Below are 17,841 nucleotides of genomic sequence, written 5' to 3' on the forward strand. Positions count from 1 at the left end.
TTAATGTTCCACCTTGAAAGGCAACCACCGTGGTGGCAAATAGGAGTCGAGGCTGCGGAACTCCAACTCAAACTCACCGTAAGCCGCTGTCTTGGGGATAATGGACCAGGACAAGGGAGCGCCCGTCACCGGCAGTTGTTCGAACAGCGCTGGATCGAACCGTAACCCCAGAGCCTCCGGTGGAACCCCATACAAAGTGACACTCGTCTCGTTGATCAAGTTGCTATCTTTTCTGACCCTCAACTCCAGAATGCTGGTACTTGTATCCTTGATCACCATTCTCCAATTGGCCAGGTCGTCCATGTTGATCGGACGTTCGTCTAGCCGAAGCGTAAATTCCTGCACCCAGGTATCTTCCGTTGCCGATATCCTGGACTCCAACCACTCCGCCTCCCACCCCAGTGCCCCCCGCACGGACGCACTCAATGAATATCGCCCTATCCTCGGCGGTAACTCAAAGGTAATCCGCGCCTTGCCATTCGCATCGGTAACGACCGGCTCCAGCACAACGCCCTTGTAGAACCAGTGCACCCGCACGCCTTGAACCGGCTCACCGCTGGCCGCACTGACCACCGTGGCCTCGGCGCTGACTTCGTCCCCCGCAAGCCCCTCGAGGTCAGCACCGGTCAGGCTTTGAATCACGCAAGCCTCATGGACGAGATACTCAAACGATACAACCTCGGTCCCGCCGACTGCGCTGGCCGTCACGGTGCCCGGCCCGTCAACCGTCGCCACGAAACTGAAGCGTGCGACACCATAGAAGTTGGTGAACGTGATCGTGTCCTCCATGGCCGCGTCCGTGCCGCGCCAGGACACCTGTACATGTCGGGCCGGTTGACCGGTCAGTGCGTTGGTCAGGGTGATTTCAAAGGACAATGTTTCGCCCCAGTCGACCACCGTCGGGTCCTGATGCGTGGCCGCCAGGACATCCACCGGAATATGGCTGCCGAGGGAAAAAGCATTCAGCGGCGAGCGCGCCAGCAGCCGCGAGGCCGACAGTTGTAAATAGAACGCCGCATCGGTCCGGTCACCGGCCGAAAGACTCACCGGCAGGCCATCGACGGTCAATGGCCGGGGAAACCCTAACCCTACCGGTCCGAAATTCATGGCCGTATCCAGTTCATGAGCACCGCGGATCCCCAGCGTCAGCATCTGATCGAGCAACGGGCTACCCTCTGCGACCGAAAGCGTCAAGTCGAGCCTCTCCGACCGTCGAGGGAAGAAGGTCTGTTCGCCCCAACGCTGCGCGGCCCCCGGACCACCCTGTACGTTCAGGTCAAGCCAAGGATCCTCTGCATACGCGTGCACGGTGAACGTGTGCTCGACTTCGCTCGCGTCATAGGGATTGCTGACCAATGCCTGGACCTCACTGCCACCGGCTACCGTCGGCCGGTAATCGCGTTGGGCGATACCGTCGGCGCCACTCTCGGAGGTTTCACCATCGTGCCACTCCACCAAAACATCGTTGGCCGGCCTGCCCGTGAAGGCCGACACATACCGCAGGGCCAGTCGTGCGCTTTCGTTCTTGCTCAGGACCGGGTCCGTCGCGACCTCGTAAGGCGTGCCGATCACCACTTTGTTGTGGGCCAGATTAAGCCCAAAGGGCGGCGGCTGAGTGAAGGCACCAACGCCCAGGACTTCAGCGGCCCAGCTACGGGCGGCGACTTCGGTGCCAGCGCTGAAATCACACTGGTAGCGAATGCCCCCCGCCGTCATCGGCGCCGACTCAGTCAAAGGCGGGGTGATGTTCCACCCTGACGGCAGGCCTGGCGCCACAGTGGTTTCAAACAACAACCCATGCAACCCGCTCAGGTCATCCACAGGCTGGAGGGTCAGGTCGTGGATGGCACCGATGCAGGGGTACAGATCGATGGCGGCGGCCCAGGTTCTTGGTGCCTGGTCGAACATCAGCGTCATCGTCGGGGCCAGGTCCTGGGGCAGCAATCGGAATGCCAGGTCGAGCGGTTCCAGGTCAGCCGATATCACCTGCAAATCAAACACACCGCTGGAATCGGCCTCCAGCGCTTGCACGGCCCAGCTCACCCCGGCGGCGGTAACCGGGGTCGGGGTATCCATGCCGGTGATGACAATGGCACGGGCGCTCGCCGGATCGCGCCACCTCAGGGAAACCTCCTTGCCGAGCAAAGGACTGCCGGTCGTCACCGTGAGATGGAATTGAGCGTTCTGCCCCATGCGACACACCACACCCGCCCCCACCCGATCGACCGCGACGTCACCCAGTTTGAAACTCGCCGTTTTCCACGCGCTGGTCGCCAGTGTCTGGATGATGAAGTCATGCTCCGGCACCTGCCCGGTTTCACGGGGGTTGACCCGTGCATTGAGGGTGTATTGCCCGTGCACCGAAGGTCGGTCAATCACGCTGGCCCAGCCGTCCACACCGGACCAGGTCCGCTGGAGCCCCTGGGCGCTATCCCACTCCACGGGCACGCCGGTCACAGGCTGGTCCCCCTGGCTCAGCACCTGCACCATGCACCAGACATAATCGTTCTCATCGACCACCGGGACCCGGTTGGCTTCACGCACCAGGCCAATCTTGAGAGTGTGGCGCGCCAGGGACATGGCGTTGTTGACGGTAGGTTTCAGCAAACCGGCGGCGCCCAATCGCAAGCTGAAATCGCCGTCGATGCGGTCATCGCAGTCCAGCCGCCATCTCAGCGGGTTACTGTTGCCCGAGACCGGCTGCAATAGCGCCGGAGAAACCGTCACCCCCAACTCTTCAGGGGCTTTCCCATCCCATTCCAACCATACAGACCGGTTGCGCAGCGGGCTGTCGTCGGCAAGCAACACTTCCAACTGATACGACGCACCGCGATCGGGATAGCCGGTTTTTTCACCCCAAGGCGCAGCCTCCATGTTCGGAAACGCCACGCGGACATCGTTCATCGGATCCGTGGCGTGGGCCGTCACACTGAAGGTGTGCAGCGCGTTGCCTTCGGCATGGAAAGGGCTCTCGACGCTGGCCTTGACTGAAAGCGTGCCGGCGGTCTCGGGGGCAAAGTCGAACCAGGCATAGCCGCCGTTGTCGGTTTCACCGCGAAACAGCACGGTATCCCCCAGCATCCAGGACACTTCCCGTTGAGGCATGGGCAGGTCGAGGTAATACGACTTCACCTGAACGCCCAACCTGACCGATTGTTGATGCTCGATCACCGGTTGATGAGCCGGGTTCAGATGGCTTTCGACGACCAACCGATGGTGCCCCAGGGACACCGCAATCGGGTACGTCTCGGCGTGGTACTTGCTGTAGATGGACAGGTTGAACAACTGGGTTTCATCGCTGACCGGCACCGGACAGTCCACTTGCCAGGTGTCTTCGAGCAGTTGGTTTTCACCCCATCCGGGTGTAATCACCACCGCATCCAGTGGATTGTCCTGGCTCCACAGCAACGCCTCGGTTCCCGTCCAGGGGCTGTCCGGCGCGGGCCGGAAGGACAGCTGGTGACTCTTCGCGCCGGTTGCCCCATGGCACAGGTAAAGCAGGGGCTCCCCGGTCGGGGTAAACACCTGGCCGTCATTGACAATCTGGGCCAGGACCAGTGGAGCCAGTTCGAGGTGAAAATCGATCCGGGCGACAATCACGTCCAGGCGCGTGGTGGCTTCAGACGGGCTGAGGATGACGAACTCGAAGAGATCATCGCTCTCGATATCGAACTCGATCGGCGCAGTCACCGGCGTCAGGCTCAGTGCCTGGGTTTCAGGATCGGCCCCCGGGTTGTCCGAGGGTGTCAGCGCGATCTCCAGACTGTCCTCGGTGCCGCGCCGACGCAGGCTGAAAACCCCGGCCACTGTAGAGCGGTTGTCGTACAGGAAGCTCAAACGGTAGCGCGCCCCTGCCGATTGCGGTACCGGCGCAGGCACGATCTGGGCGATCCCTCCTCCGCCGTAAAGGGACATGTAGTAGATGGATTGCCCCTCCCATTCGCCTGATTTCCTATCGTGCCTCTCGGGCACGCCGGCATTGTTCCAGTGGTTATAGCCCAGATCGAAATGTCCGTTGGGGAGCACATTGGTCTTGGTGTTGACCGGTTCTCTGTTCATCTTTGCCCCCCCTTGAGCGTTGCGCTTTCGGCGGCTCTGACTTTGCCCTGGACGTACCGGGAAAACGCCGGGGCGCCCACCTTGGCGGTGTAGCGAACCTTCACGATGATGTCGTTCAAGGCCGCCAGTTGGTCCTTCTGGCGGTCCCACTCCTGGAACCAGGGGAAGGACAGCGTCCAGCGAGACACGGCGCCGGTGTTCTCGAAGATATTGCGCAGGCCCTCTTCGGGTCTCAACGCCGCCACGCCGAAATCATCCAGGCCGATGGAAATGGCCATCTGTTCACCGCTGCTGATATTGAGCAGCACATCGGCCGGCGCCAGACTGCTGTCGCCATACAGATAATCCAGCGACTCAAGGGACGCCTTGATGGCTGTTTCGCTGCCAATCTGCGTCAGCGTCGCACAGACGTTTTCAAAGGGGCCGAGCAACGTCGGCAGGGTCACGTCCACGGCGTTGATCTGGCGGCAGTAATGGTCGTGGTAATCCCGGTCGAACAGCAGTTGCGACAGTTTGAAGTTCAACGTGCCGTTGGTGATCAACCCTTCCCGCGCCTCGTCCCAGCTGGAGTAATCCGCCTGCCGGTCGCTGTTGTCATCGAACAATTGACGCAGGGATACGGTCTTGACGATTTCCAGGCGCCGTTCGTACCGCAGCAAATGATCGGCCTCCATGCGTAGCAGATCGAGGCGCAACGAGTCGCCGGCAGTCAGGCCGTAATAGTTATCCAGCCACGCATCGGTGCGGATGTGGCTGAGGCCGAATTCGGCGGTTTCCAGTTGCAGCGCGCTCTGGGCACTCAGGCAAAGGCTGACGACCTGGTCGTAGGCCTGGTAGTGCAAGGTCTTGCATTGCCCCAGGTGCCAGCGATATAGCTCGACGCGGGTGGCTCGGGTGAGCAAGAAGTCATAGAGTGCCTGGGCCTGGGCATTCATCTTGACGATTTGATCCAGATTGGCCTCGGCGGCCAACACCGCGTGTTTCTGCGCGTTGATCTGTTCGTCGATCATCGCCAGCTCCGCTGTGGCCTGGTCTCGCGCCAACCCCCAGTCTTCGCGTCGCCGCCGATAGCTTTCGGAGGTCGCGTCCTTCTCGGCATCGCTGCGCACGACCTCTGCCCCGACCTGGAACCCGTAAGCCAGGGCTCTTGGAGCACTGCCGAACTGATGGCCGCCGTTGGCCAGGCCGAACACATTGGGAAAGGCATCGATGACAGCGCCCGCCACTTGCATCGAGGTGCTCAGCGCCGTCAACAATTTAACGCTGTCGAGGGCCTCCATAACCTTGTATTCACTGCTGGAAATATTCTCGCTGTACAGCTTCGTGTAGTGGGCTTGCCGCTCCGCGGTCAAGGTGCGACTGCTGTTCAACGCAGCCAGCGTGTCCCGTAGTTGTTCAAGATTTTCTTCCTGCACGGTCCGGACGAAGGTACTCAACTCGGTCAGGTGGCGCTGTTGCAACAACTCTTGCTCGCCCCGGTCCTGTTGTTCCAGCAAGCGCATCACCTGGTTGCCGCACTCCTGCAGATATTGGGTCGCCCGCAGGGCCGTATCGAACAGCGTGCGCCAGCGAAACGCCGCAACCCGCAAAGGCCCGCCCATGGGCCGCACAGGGCCGACACCGCCGGCAGCCAGGTTGTTGAGCAGATCCGAAGGGTTGATCGTGCTGAACAACTCGATGGACAGCGGTTTGCCGTCGATGGTCAGGTTATGGCGCAGGTTGTACATGCGCTGGGCCGGTAACTCATAGAGCTGCAACACGCGCTGGCTCACCGGCAGGCGGAAACGCTCCACGCCGACAACGCCGGGATCTTCAAAAAAATGGCTCCTGACCGGCAGCGATCCCGGATCCAGCAGCAGATCCTGCTCGAACGCCCTGAGCGCGGCACTGTCTTCGAGTTCCTCGACCAGTTCCGTCAACGTGGCAGGCGTCCATTGACTGAGGGTGTGCATGTCCGGCGTGGTGCCCATCAGGTTCTTGGCGCGCAGGTATTGCAGCTTGGCGGCGGCCAGACTGTCCCGTGTCAGTTGCCGGTACAACCAGTCGCCCCAGGCCACGAGGTTGGCGACATAGTCCAGAAAAATCAGCATCTGGTAGTGCCGGGGGGTGGAATAGGCAATCGCGTCAGGGTCGGTCGGGTTGTCGGCTTCGCAGCCCACGTCCCCCTCGCTACCAGACACATTCAACGGCCGGCAACGCCAATAGCGTGGCTTCGGATCCGCCCGCTCGGCCTGTGTGTCAGCGATCGCCTGGGGATCGAAGATGAAGTGCAGCCATTGTTGGGCTTCGACGAAGCGCTCCTCGTCCTTGAGCCGGGTCGCCACCAGGTGAGGCAGGTGAAAAAACAGTTCCCAGAAGAACAACCCGTTGGCACCGTCGAACGGGCCGTTGGGTTCGTTCGAATCGTCGGGCAGCGGCGGCTCGTCGGGAAACTGGGTGTCCCAATCGAGCACGGCATCGATCGACACATTGGCGCGTGTCACCAGCTCAGCGCCGATCAGGGTGTTCAGGCGCGCGTACTTGAGCGCCAGCCCCGAGTCATTGAGGTGCAGGAATTGCCCCCCCCGCGAATCGGTCTTGTGCACGGCGGGCAGGCTGGGGTCGGTGGGAACGCCCTTCAGGTCCAGGGTGAAGGTCTTCTGGCCAAAGTCGCGAGGAGGCTCGCCAATGTTCTCCGGACCTTTGAGGATGAACGTTGCCGTCAAGTTGGCGAAGTTTTCCCGTTCGATCCCATGCCACGCAAAGGACCAGCCGCCGTTGTCCGAGTGGGTCTCGACAACGTCGGGGTCGTCATCTCCCGAGGGGTATAGCAGCGACAGGGTGAATGCCATTGGCTCGCCTGTCTTGCCGGGCGTCAACAGGGCGCAGTGCGCCTGGTAATACAAGTGCTGTTTGCCCCCTACCGTTCTCACAACCACTTTGAGGGTGAAGTTTTCCACCAGGGGATCGGCGCCACTCGACACCGTTTCCGTCATTTTGGAAAAGCCTTCGGGGGCCACTCGCTGTTGAAGGGTCTCGGGCTTGGAGAAGCGGACCATGGCCAGGTGGTCCATGAGCGGCTTTTCGTCGGCCACCTTGCGAAACAGTGCGTCGCGTGTTTCGTAAATCTCCACCGGCCGAGGTCGCGTCCCTATAAAGGCCGGCGGTGTGCGCGCATTGGTCAAGTGCACCGCCAACCGCCCCTTGGGGTACAACGGGTCCACGTCGTCGCGCAACATCACCGCCACCAGCCGACATCCCGGGCTGACGTCCTCGTTGAACGCCGACAGATTCAGCCGTATCGGCGGTGACCACTTTCCGTCCAGCGTGATGAAGGCCACCTTCAGCTCAAGCTCGTAGGGCTTTTGCAGGCCGCCGTCGCCATCGAACAAGGCCGGGCGCCATTCGGCCCAGACCAGGCACAAGCGTCCCCCCCAAAAGACCAGGCGGCTGTCGAGCACCTGCGCATCGGCGGGGATATCGACCGGTTGCCACTCGCTCCATGCCGCCGGGTTGATCGTCCCGGTGTCGGCGTCCAGCTGCACGTCGGCCTTGCGCCAGAAGTAACGGTAGGGGGCGATCCGTTCCCGGCCCACCAGGTAATAGTCGGCACGGCGGGCATCGGGCCCATCGACATAGCCGTTGAGCACATCCAGGTTGCACACTTCTTCAAAGGCGCGCAGGTATTGCTGCACGCCCGACTGCACCGAGTCGGTGGTCAGCCGGGTCTGGTTGAGGTTGTTCTCCAGCGTCCTGAATAGGCTGGTCTTGCGGATGCGCGCATAGGGGGTGATGTAGTCTTCGGGCATGCACTTGAGCAACTGGCTGGCGGCCCACAGCGGATACTGGCTGGCGATGTCCCATTCTTTCAGGTCCTTGCGGTCGAACTCCCGCTGGGTGTAGCCGGGCTCCAGCTTCTGGTAGACGGCGTGGATGTACTGCTGGAAACAACTGACCGCCTCGGCGACCCAGGTCGTCTTGACCTGATGGTTGTCCAGGGGGTCGGTGCGCAGCCACTCCAGCAGATCGTCGGCGGTCTTGATCGGTGGGTACCCCTTGCCGGCGTCATGGTCTTCGATTTCCTTGATACCCAAGGCACATTCGATCAACGCGTCGCGGCGCAGGGCGGTTGCCCGGGTGATGTCTTGCGTAGCCATTGCCCTCTCCTGTGAGTTGGGTATCGTCGCCATCCGGACAAGCTCCGTGGCGCTGGGTGGAGCGTTGTTTCAGGGGACGAATTTGATGGGGCGGAAGCCCAAATCGATGCTGCCCCTCCTGACTATCGGCTCTTCAATCTCCAGCGGTGTCGCGCTGGTGAACGTCACCTCGGTTATCCCCTCGGCATTGGTCTTGCCTGCAACGGGGAGAAGCGGATCGAGATTCCAGGTCACCGCCTCATGGGCAGCCGGGTTGCCATGTTTGTCGTACATGAGCGCCCGCAGCGTGACGTCAACGCCGACTTTTGCCTCCTGGATGATGAAATCGCCCTGCGGACGCGCCAGTTCGAAACTGGACGGATCATTGCCCAGGGTGATCGTCGCCGCTGGCTGCGGCTCGCGGGCGTCGAGCCGGTAACTGATCACGTCGCGCCCCATAGCATGACCAGCATGCACCGTGACGGTGGCCTGCCCCTGCTCATTGGTGGTGGACTTCTGCGGTTCGACACGGCACAGCGCCGCCCCCCAATACACATTGACGTGCATCTGGGGCTCCTGCCCAAGGGTCACCGTGACGGTCAGTTGCGTGGTTTCATTGCTGTTGGCAACCAGTTCGGTAGTACCCACCGTGCTTTGGACCTCGACCCGATCACCGGCGGCGTGGAGGCCGTACAAGGGTGACGTCCGGTCGGGGTCCGCCAACCGGGCCGTGACCTGATCGGCCAAGTCCCGGTAGGCGCTGAAGGACGCGTCGGGTAGCAACATGCCCATTTTCAATGTGGTCGACGCATCGAGGGTGCTCTGGAGCGAGAACTCACGCAGGCGTGTGAACAGGTCCAGGTGTTGCAGGCTGCGGATGTAACCCTGCCCGCCGTTGACACGCTTTGCGCAGGCGAGCACTTCCTCGGCACTCCAGCCGAAGAGTTCGGCCAGCAGCTCGGCGGCATGGGCCTGTACCAGCCGGAGGCCGTCGCTGGATAGGTCACCGGGCAGTTCATTGACCCGCTGCAGGTAATCGAGCAGCTGTGATTCGGGCTCCTCGCTGAGCGCGACGGCGCGGTTGTAGATTGTCAGGTAGTACAAAGCGCTGGGCGTTAAGGGAGCGCTGGCGGGTGCATTTTCAACGCCATCGCCGATGACGAGGTAAAGGGTCAGGAATTCCGCACTCAGTTTCAGCGTCTTCACGACCTCGCTGCGACCGATAAAACCGTTGAGCATGCCGAGGAACGGATCGCCGGGCTCATCCTCCTCACCGGCGCTTGACGGAACATCCGCCGTTGAGCGTCCCGCCACATAGACCAGCACCTCTTGCACCGTGCTGCCCGCCCAAGTCAGCACCGGCAACGCCAGGGGCGGGGCCAGTTCGCCAAACACCGCCAGGCTTTCCTGAACCACGCCACGCTGGCCGGCACGGCTGCTCAGCAACACTGCGACGATCTGTTCGACGGTCTGTGGATCGTCTTTACCGAGCACTCGCCGCACCACGCGCGCGACCACTTCCCGAGCATAATCCTCGTAAGCCGGGTCGGCGGATTCGCTGCGGTGAATGACCACCCCCTGCTCATCGACCAGCTCCAGCAACTGTTGGGTCCATTGCCGGTCGTTGGACAACGGCGAAACACCGCCCATGCGCAACGCGGCCTCGGTAAACAGCGCGGGCGCGAGCTGCGAACGGATCTGATCGAACAGCCGGGCCTGTGCCTCCGCAGGTTCGGTGGGCGCAAGCACGGGCTTGACGCGCGCCAGGGTCCAGGCCACGTCCAGGTTATGGTTGGCGCACCAGCGCACCCACCCCTCCAGGCACTGGATCTGGGTCAAGGCGTCCGGTGACTCCGAATCAGCGCGGGCATTGATCGCCGGCGAGCCCAGCAGCGCAGCGAGCCCGGCTTCGCCGCTCAACCGGTTGAAGATTTCCACCGCCACATTCGGCGCGATCCCTAACAACTGCGGCAGCCTGGCCATGCGGTAGAACGCGGACAACACCGACCGGCTCCGCTTGAGCGCCGTCAGGCCCTGGGCGCTGGCGATCAACGGGGCCAGGTTGAAATAGGTCGCCAGGTCGATGTTCAGGCCACCGCAGATCTGCGCGACAGTCAATGCGTCGGCCTCGGTCTGCGGCACCAGCGCGAACGCACCATCGTCCATCCGCAATGCCGGTGTGGACAGCACGTCGCGGTTGAACACCCGATCGAATTGCGACAGCTCGGTGCCCCGTCCGAAAATCGAAATGTCGCCAACGAACGCTGCGAATTCTTCCGCCGAGCAGCGGTAGTCTTCCCGCAACATCTGAAACAGTCCCAGGGCCCGAACAGTGCTGCTCGTCATCCAGTAATCGGGCGGTTCCGTGGCTGACGTGCCACCCACCCGTGCCTCGGGATTCAGCTCGGCAGCGATGATCGCTGTCAGCAGTGCATCGGTTTCATGGCTGGGCAATTGCAACGCGTTGTCCAGTCGGATCTTGCGGTTGAGCCGATCGATTCTGTCATTGAAGGTCACGTCTTCAATGAGCCCGATGATTCTATTGGTGCTGGCATCGCCGCCATAGGTGATGCTCATCGAGTCATCCGCCAACCCATTGTTGACGAACACCGAACCCGAATGTCCGGGGGTAATCACTGTATCGAGTATCAGCACATGGTCGGACAGCGAAGGGGCAAACGACTCGACCGAGAGCAAGGCCTCCAGTCCACGCTGAGTCAGTTTGGTCCGCTGGTTGAAAAACGCCGTCTGGTTCAGGTTCTGCGGCTCAATGCCTCGCGCCCCGAAGTTCTCCTTGAACCAGTCATCGGTGTCCCCCTCGGGGAAAAGCGACTCTTCCACCATGAGCTGCCGCAACACCGGGCTGAGCCGGGCCGCCTGGGTCAGGGCTGCGCCGCTGTTGCCCCCCCAGGGCAGCGCCCGCAGGAAATAGGGAAACGCTGGATCGCACAGCTGCACGACACGGCCAATGGACAGTTTCAGATCCCGGGTCCACTCATCCAGCGTGACCCACGGGTGGTGATAAGGCAGCCCGTTGGGGTAGCGTCGGCGACTCAGCATCTCATCCAGATCGACGCCCTCACTGAGGGAGTCTTCGATGGACTTTTCCAGCACGGCGCTGACCACCTCGACCGATGACACCACCCGATATGTCGTCACCGGGTCGACGCGCAGCAGTCCCAGGTCCTTGCGGCGCAGAGCGAGCGCGTAAGCATTCTCGTTTTCGGAAGGGATGAGGCGGCGCTCGGACCAGTGCTTGAGCCACACCGCATAGGCCACGGGCGAATGGATGGCTTCGATCGCGTCCGCCGGGCATTTATTACTGAAGTTGGGCTTGAACAGCTCTTCATAGGTGGGCCCCGGGACCAACGCCAGCAGGCCTTGGCGCAGGTGAGAAGGAAGCGGCTCCTGACGGGTCAGTTGATCTTCGATGAAGCCGCGCAGCACCCACGTTGCCAAGCCGTTGAGGCGCAAAGTAAGCGCCTGGGCAGCTTCGGGTTCCAGCCCGTACTCGTTCACCAGCCCGGATGCCCCTTTGCGTGCCAGGGCACACACCGAGCCACCCGCCGCGAAATACTGCCCAAGGTCGGACAGAGGCTCGGACTGTCGCCCCGCCAGGAGCTGTTCGCAAAAACGACTGGCGATTTGCGCCGGAGAATCTTTCATCGCAGTGCTCCGTTTCAAGTATTGAAGACGAAGTGGCTACAGCTCCTGGGCCACGTCAAAACGCGGGCTTTCTCCCCAGTCCGAGCCGGCCTGCCACGCCTTCACCCAGTGCGGGCCTGGCGTCAATGGCTCCCGGGGCGAGCCTGCCCAAGTGCCGTCGGCCACCGCAAGGTCCGGGGCGATCACCTGCCGGGCATCGAACCAGTGCGACACCTCAACGCGCCTGCCGCTCTCACCGGTGCCTTCGAAGAACGCCGTACCCGCGAACCACTGCCCCGCTTCCGGCGTCGTGAACGTCGGTGCCCGGGACAGCAACAGCACCTCATGGGTCGCGCTCCACCCGGAGCTGTACCCGTCGCATTCCTGCTGCACGATCAATGAATGAGGACCGGCTGGGCGCTCGATAGCCAGGGGCATCGACCAGGTCCGGTTCGCCTGCACCTGCACCCTGCCCAACACCGTGTCGGGTGCATCGCTCCAGGCCACTTCGACCCAGTCGCCGGTGTAGCCATGCCCGGAAATCGTCACCGTTGCACCGAGGTGCTGCTGCAGCGCCGGCGACTCGATGACCGGGATGGCCGGCACGGCGGTGAAGGCATGGTCGGGACTGAAATCGGAGTCCTTGTCCTTGAAGAACTGCTTGGCCCGCAGCGTATAGGTGCCCACCGGCAAGTGCGCGTCATAGAACCAGTAGCCATCGTTGCCCCTGGCCCGGACCGTCGCCAACGGCTCGTCCGCCCCGTCGAGCCACAACTCGACGGTGGCCGTGTCCAGCCCGGACACTTTGCGGGCATAGCCATCAATGACCGAAACCCGGGCAATGGCATCGCCCGGCTGGGGATGGTCGATGGTGGGCGGAAACAGGATCACCTTGAAGCTGACGGGCTCGCTGGCCTCGGAAGGAAACTCGCCGTACTGCTGGACCGCGTAAACCTTGTGATCGTCAAACGCAAGATCCTCGGTAATGGGCACCGACCATGCGTTGCCGGTGACCTCGGCTTCGCCGAGAAGGGTTTCTGATACAAAATCAAACACGCGCATCAAAGCCCCAGGGATACCACCCGTGCCCTGGATGATCGGGTTGTGTTCCACCTCTTCATCATTCACCGGTGAGGTGATGACCGGCCGCAACACGACGACCTCGAACGGTTGGGACACCTCATCCGAGGTCTGGCCGCCGAAGGACTGCGTGACCCTGGCGGTATAAGTGCCGGGCATGAAGGGCTCCTGCCGAGTGAAGCTCCAAGTGGCACCGCTCACTTGCGCGGCATAGGGGGAGTTCGGGTCCCCATCGAACTGAAGCTGCACCTGCGCACCATTCAGGCAGGTGCCGGAGAAGCGTGGGGTCAGGCCGTCCTGGCGAACCTCCACGGTGGGGACCGGGGCCCGGATGACGAATTGCCTTGAAGTGGGCTCGGAAGAGAGGTTATTGAACAACTGCCGGGCTTCGACGGAGTAAGTCCCCGGATTCCAGGCTTCGGTCGCAGCGCTTGACCACCTGTTGTTGGCAACCTCGACAGTCGGCACGGCAGGCGTCGATTCGCCCACCCGCAGCACCTCGATCTGCGCCGCAGGTTGTCCCGTCCAACTGTGACCGATACCGGAAAACACAGGTTTGCGGTCCCCGCCAACCTGAACCTCCAAGGTCGGCGTCGGCACAGGTATCGTGACCGTGAGCCTGTCGCTCCAATCCGAATGAATCCAGGCGGAACCGTCGGGGAGTTTTTGCCGGATATCCACCGAGTAGCTTCCCGGCGGCTGATCGGACCATTCCACCGCCCACTGGCCGCCACTGACGCCAGTGCTGACCTGCGGGTCGTTAACGCCGGTTTTATGAACATCCACTGTTGCGCCGGCGTGGCCGGCGCCGGAAAATCTCGCCGTGCCGGGCCTGGGGTAGGTGACTTGGATATCAAGCAGTTTCGGCGGTTTTATCTTGAACGCTCTAGGCGAACTACGACCCGAGTCCTTCCCGTTCAATGTTTGCAAGGCAGCCAGCGAGGTAGGCCCCGCCGCCACGGTCACGTCTGCACTCCAACTACCATTGTCCTGCGTGACCAGCGTGTGACCCACACTGGTTTCCGACGGATCGCGATAGACTGTCACCGTTGCACCTTTGAGTGCGTTGTTACCGCTGAGGTTAAAGGTTTGTGCCTGAATACTATTGGCGGCAGGACCTGTGATGGCCGGCGGGCGCAATACGGTATAGGTCACGGGTTCGGAAATAACGCTGGGGAAACCCGCCAACTCAAAGATTGCCACTACCGCGATAGAGCCTTCCGGGAGTACTGCATCAATAGCCGCTTCCCAAGTGTCGTTCGCAGTCACCGTCACTTCGGGCGTCAATTGAAAACCCTGATTGTCGCTCATGACCACTTTGACTTTACTTCCAGGGGCGCCAAAGCCCTTGAACTTGTCCCCAATGCCTAGAACAGCATTGGCGGCGGGTGCGGTGATGTAAGCCAGATAGATGTCTTGACTGGCTGCACGTTCGGACTCTTTGAGGCTGCCGGCCATCTTCTGATAGGCGTCCAGCGTCATGTGCCGCCCGTCTGCCGAAAGGCTGACCAGGGCTTGCCAGGTTCCGTTTACCGTCGTTATCTGTGCAACGTGGTGGACAGGGTCGATACTGGTTCGTACAAACACCGTCCCCCCGTTAAATATGCCCCCCGCCCCATAAACATAAAACCTTCGGGCGCTGACATTTCTGATTGGGGTTATAGAGGGCTTGGGAATGACATACTCTACTCGCGCTTGCGCCGTCATGTTCTTGTCGGTCGTGTCAGCTCTGTCATATATAAAGTTAAAATCTATGATTGCATGATCGACATTCCCAGCCACGGAGCGACTATGCACAAAACTGTGCCATTGTCCGTCTTGGGTCGCCCTTTTTTCTAACTCATCCCAACCAGTATCACCTGCTGAAACCAGCCCTATTTTAATGTTCCCGGAAGTCCGACCGTTGTCAGCGGCTCTAAATCGTATGGTTTCTACAGTGAACGTTTTGCCATTCCCAGACCATATGGCGTTAAGTTCCAGTTCAGCCCAATAAGCCGCACCACTACTGGCCCTTAAGGTTCTCACTGCGCGGGTTTCACCAGCGTCGGTGAGCCCGTCGGCAATGTTATCGTCGGGCTTACCTGTGGACTCGCCCTGCTCGACACCGTCATCACTTTGCATGACTACTCGCTCAACTATAAGAAAGTTTTCGGTTGGCAACATCGCCTAGGCGCTTGAGCCAGTAGATGACAGGCGTGCTCACGCCAGCACCTTGCTTTGATAGTCCCGACGAGCGACGGGAGTGAAATGCAGTGAACAAAACCGCTACGATGATGGATAGGAAACTTTTTTCTGTCCCGTCATGTTTACATCGGCCGAAGGAAATGCCTGATCATATATCCAGTTAAAATGTATGTCTGCGAAGTTTGCATTCCCTTCGACCGCAAGCGTTTTAACAAAACTGTGCCATGCACCATCCTGAATACCACTATCCGTTAAGGGATGCCACCCGGTATTGCCTCTTGAAACGAGCCCCAGCTTGATATTGCCCTTTGAGCGCCCATTGCTTTTCGCTATGTAGCTGAGAGTTTTAACAGAGAACAGTGAACCATCCGAGTTCCAGGAGTATTCCAACTTGAGTTCCGCCCAGTACTCACCTATTTGTGCTTTTATTGAAGTCTCCGTGTTCTTGCCACTCTCATTCATTTTAGTTTCCATGACCGCCTCCGTGATGCTAGGGACATCGACAGGCAACATCATCGATGATGCTTTTGAACGCAGTTAACGACGAGGCGATCTACTTGCACACCTGTCAGCTCTGACAGTGCCGACAGGCGGCTCGCACCGGGTGTAGGTAAAGATCCGGCTGACTACAGCACCTTGCGCAACGGACTACAGATCCGCCAGAATCCGCCGGCTTGTGTGCCTTGGCTGTGCCCCGTAACTTGATTCGTGTCGCTGATATCCAGCGGTCGGGTTTAGTCGCCCGGTGGTATAGAACGATGTGCACAAGCTTCATCCAGTCGGGTTCCCCTATCCCCGCACTTGATGGTGGCTGTTCGCAGGGCGCCCTCGGGCGCGCCGGGCTTCGTTTTTCCACCGGTCGACTAACCTGCGTCCAGCCGCCACCCCCTCGTTTAGTCGCGAACAGGGGTGCCAGCCCCAATCATGGAAAAACGATTGTGATCAAACCAACACCCAATCCCCCGCACACCGACCCACTGTCCGCCCACGAAACCCTCGACCCCGCCAAGCTCGACCAGGCCGCCCAACGAGCCCTCGACTACTACCTCAAGCCCGACAACGGCCAGCCCGACCCGAAAACCGCCAAGCACCTGGATTACTTCATCGTCGCCCCCGACGCCGATCCCGAAGGCATGCTCGCGCACACCTACGAAACCTTCTGCTCGGTCAGCACGCTGATTCTGGATTTATCGGAAGATCTGGAAGGTGCCCCGCGCAACCTGGCCCTGGCGATTCACCAGATGGGCGAGATGGGGGTGTTGTTGCTGGAGAGGCTGCTGGACGGCGAAGAGAAGATCCAGCGCTGAAGACCGTGAGGTCGCGACGCTCGAATGCCCTGTGAAGCACAGGGTTGATGCAGGACCTGTGGGAGCGAGCCTGCTCGCGAAGACGGCGGCATATTCAATATTAATGTGACTGGCCGACCGCTATCGCGAGCAGGCTCGCTCCCACAGGGGATCGGGCTCAGCCTGATCTTGTCCCTCTCCCGTCACTGGCTTGAAGTAAACCTGCAAAAAAGTCAGGCGGCCTCAAGCCGAAGCCGGCAAGGAGTGGAAACTGAAATATTGCTGCAGCGCGCTGACCAGTTGTCCGTATTCCGGCGGCGCTTCGTGCAAGCTGAAACCGGCGTCGAAATGCTGTGGTGTCACGTCTTCATGGCACCACAGGCAAGTGGCTTTCAGCTTGATGTCTTTCTGCGGCCCCTCATCGGCGGGGACCTTAAGGTGCAGCTCAAAATCTGCGCCGACCATCAACGGCAACGTGCTGATCAGCATCAGGCCATGTTCAGAAACGTTTCCCAGATAACCAATAAGCCTGTCGTTGACGCCGTTGAACACTTTCAAGAAGCACGGCAGATCCTGCCGATCAATTCGACGTTTTTTGTACATGTTTCGTATCGCTTTTCCCAGCCCTCAACAAGGGCCTACCCAATGCTTCGGAACGAGCCCAAGCGAGCCCGCTCTCCCCGATCCCGGTGCCAGACGCTTGCAAGCGTCTTGAGCCTGTTCCTGCCGGTCACAGGTGTTGCCTCGACATTAGAGATCTTGCTCTAGCCACGAGTTGTACAAATATAGCTCAAGCAGGGACGGAAGCCAGTCCGCAACGTTGCCGGCCATCCGCCGGGGAATATCCCTCGGCGGCTGTGCCGCGGTGACGATCAGAACGCGGTCGGGCGGATCGCCGAGGCACTGCGGGTCGGGTAATGCCCCAGGCTTTCGAGGGTTTCGAGCCGGGCACGGGCGCGGAAGGCATATTCGCTGGTGGGGTATTGCGCGATGATGAACTGATAGGTCTGCGCCGCGTCGACGAACAGTTTCTGCCGCTCCAGGCACTGGCCCCGCAGCATCGAGACTTCCGGCTGCATATAGCGACGGGCCCGGCTGGCGCGGTCGACCTGGGACAGTTCGAGCATCACCTGGTCGCAATTGCCACGGTCGTAGGCCTTGTAGGCCAGATTCATGTGATGGTTCATCGACCACCGGGTGCAGCCCGTGATGCTCAGGGCCAGGGCAATAAAAAGCACGAATCGCATGGGAAGGTTCTCCTGTCTTGAGCGCTGTATCGGCCTACCCTTAGAAATCTTCAACTCTATATGACGCCGGGCTCGCTCTTGTGGCGAGGGGATTTATCCCCTCGCCACAGATGAATTCTCATGGCCACAAGAGTGATCCAGGCCAAAGAGGCGTGAAAATCTTCGGGAATGTTCACTTCGAAAAAGAAACGAATAAGTAGTGCATATGAACAATGACTACACCCA

Annotated in this window: 8 protein-coding genes; 1 reads left to right on the forward strand and 7 read right to left on the reverse strand. The window is 60.6% G+C overall.

Annotated elements, in window-relative coordinates; genetic code table 11:
- The 5 genes from QZH45_RS24105 to QZH45_RS24125 all read right to left on the reverse strand — a co-directional run bounded on the left by QZH45_RS24105 (position 1) and on the right by QZH45_RS24125 (position 15,557).
- On the reverse strand, positions 1–4,059 hold the full coding sequence (locus QZH45_RS24105; RefSeq protein WP_055135156.1) for a hypothetical protein: 4,059 nt from the start codon (positions 4,057–4,059) through the stop codon (positions 1–3).
- Positions 4,056–8,195: a neuraminidase-like domain-containing protein gene (locus tag QZH45_RS24110; RefSeq protein ID WP_055135157.1), complete on the reverse strand. Its 4,140-nt coding sequence runs from the start codon at positions 8,193–8,195 to the stop codon at positions 4,056–4,058. Before QZH45_RS24110 ends, QZH45_RS24105 begins: the two co-directional genes overlap by 4 nt.
- 69 nt (positions 8,196–8,264) lie before the next feature.
- Positions 8,265–11,840: a Tc toxin subunit A gene (locus QZH45_RS24115; RefSeq protein ID WP_432783575.1), complete on the reverse strand. Its 3,576-nt coding sequence runs from the start codon at positions 11,838–11,840 to the stop codon at positions 8,265–8,267.
- A 36-nt stretch (positions 11,841–11,876) separates the two neighbouring features.
- On the reverse strand, positions 11,877–14,486 hold the full coding sequence (locus QZH45_RS24120) for a hypothetical protein (protein WP_155766199.1): 2,610 nt from the start codon (positions 14,484–14,486) through the stop codon (positions 11,877–11,879).
- Positions 14,487–15,164: 678 nt separating this feature from the next.
- On the reverse strand, positions 15,165–15,557 hold the full coding sequence (locus QZH45_RS24125; protein WP_152979026.1) for a hypothetical protein: 393 nt from the start codon (positions 15,555–15,557) through the stop codon (positions 15,165–15,167).
- 464 nt (positions 15,558–16,021) lie between these two features.
- Between QZH45_RS24125 and QZH45_RS24130 the strand changes: the two genes are divergently transcribed.
- Entirely contained in the window at positions 16,022–16,390 is a 369-nt protein-coding gene (locus QZH45_RS24130; RefSeq protein WP_055135160.1) for a DUF6124 family protein, read from the forward strand.
- A gap of 222 nt (positions 16,391–16,612) precedes the next feature.
- Here QZH45_RS24130 and QZH45_RS24135 read toward each other — a convergent pair whose 3' ends face one another.
- Both QZH45_RS24135 and QZH45_RS24140 read right to left on the reverse strand, forming a co-directional pair.
- Positions 16,613–16,972: a PilZ domain-containing protein gene (locus QZH45_RS24135; protein WP_024781022.1), complete on the reverse strand. Its 360-nt coding sequence runs from the start codon at positions 16,970–16,972 to the stop codon at positions 16,613–16,615.
- Between the two features lie 269 nt (positions 16,973–17,241).
- A complete protein-coding gene (locus tag QZH45_RS24140) occupies positions 17,242–17,616 on the reverse strand; it encodes a tetratricopeptide repeat protein (protein WP_024781023.1) in 375 nt (124 codons plus the stop codon).
- Positions 17,617–17,841: the final 225 nt, after the last annotated feature.

The sequence above is a fragment of the Pseudomonas corrugata genome (genome assembly GCF_050920615.1).
Taxonomy (GTDB): domain Bacteria; phylum Pseudomonadota; class Gammaproteobacteria; order Pseudomonadales; family Pseudomonadaceae; genus Aquipseudomonas; species Aquipseudomonas corrugata.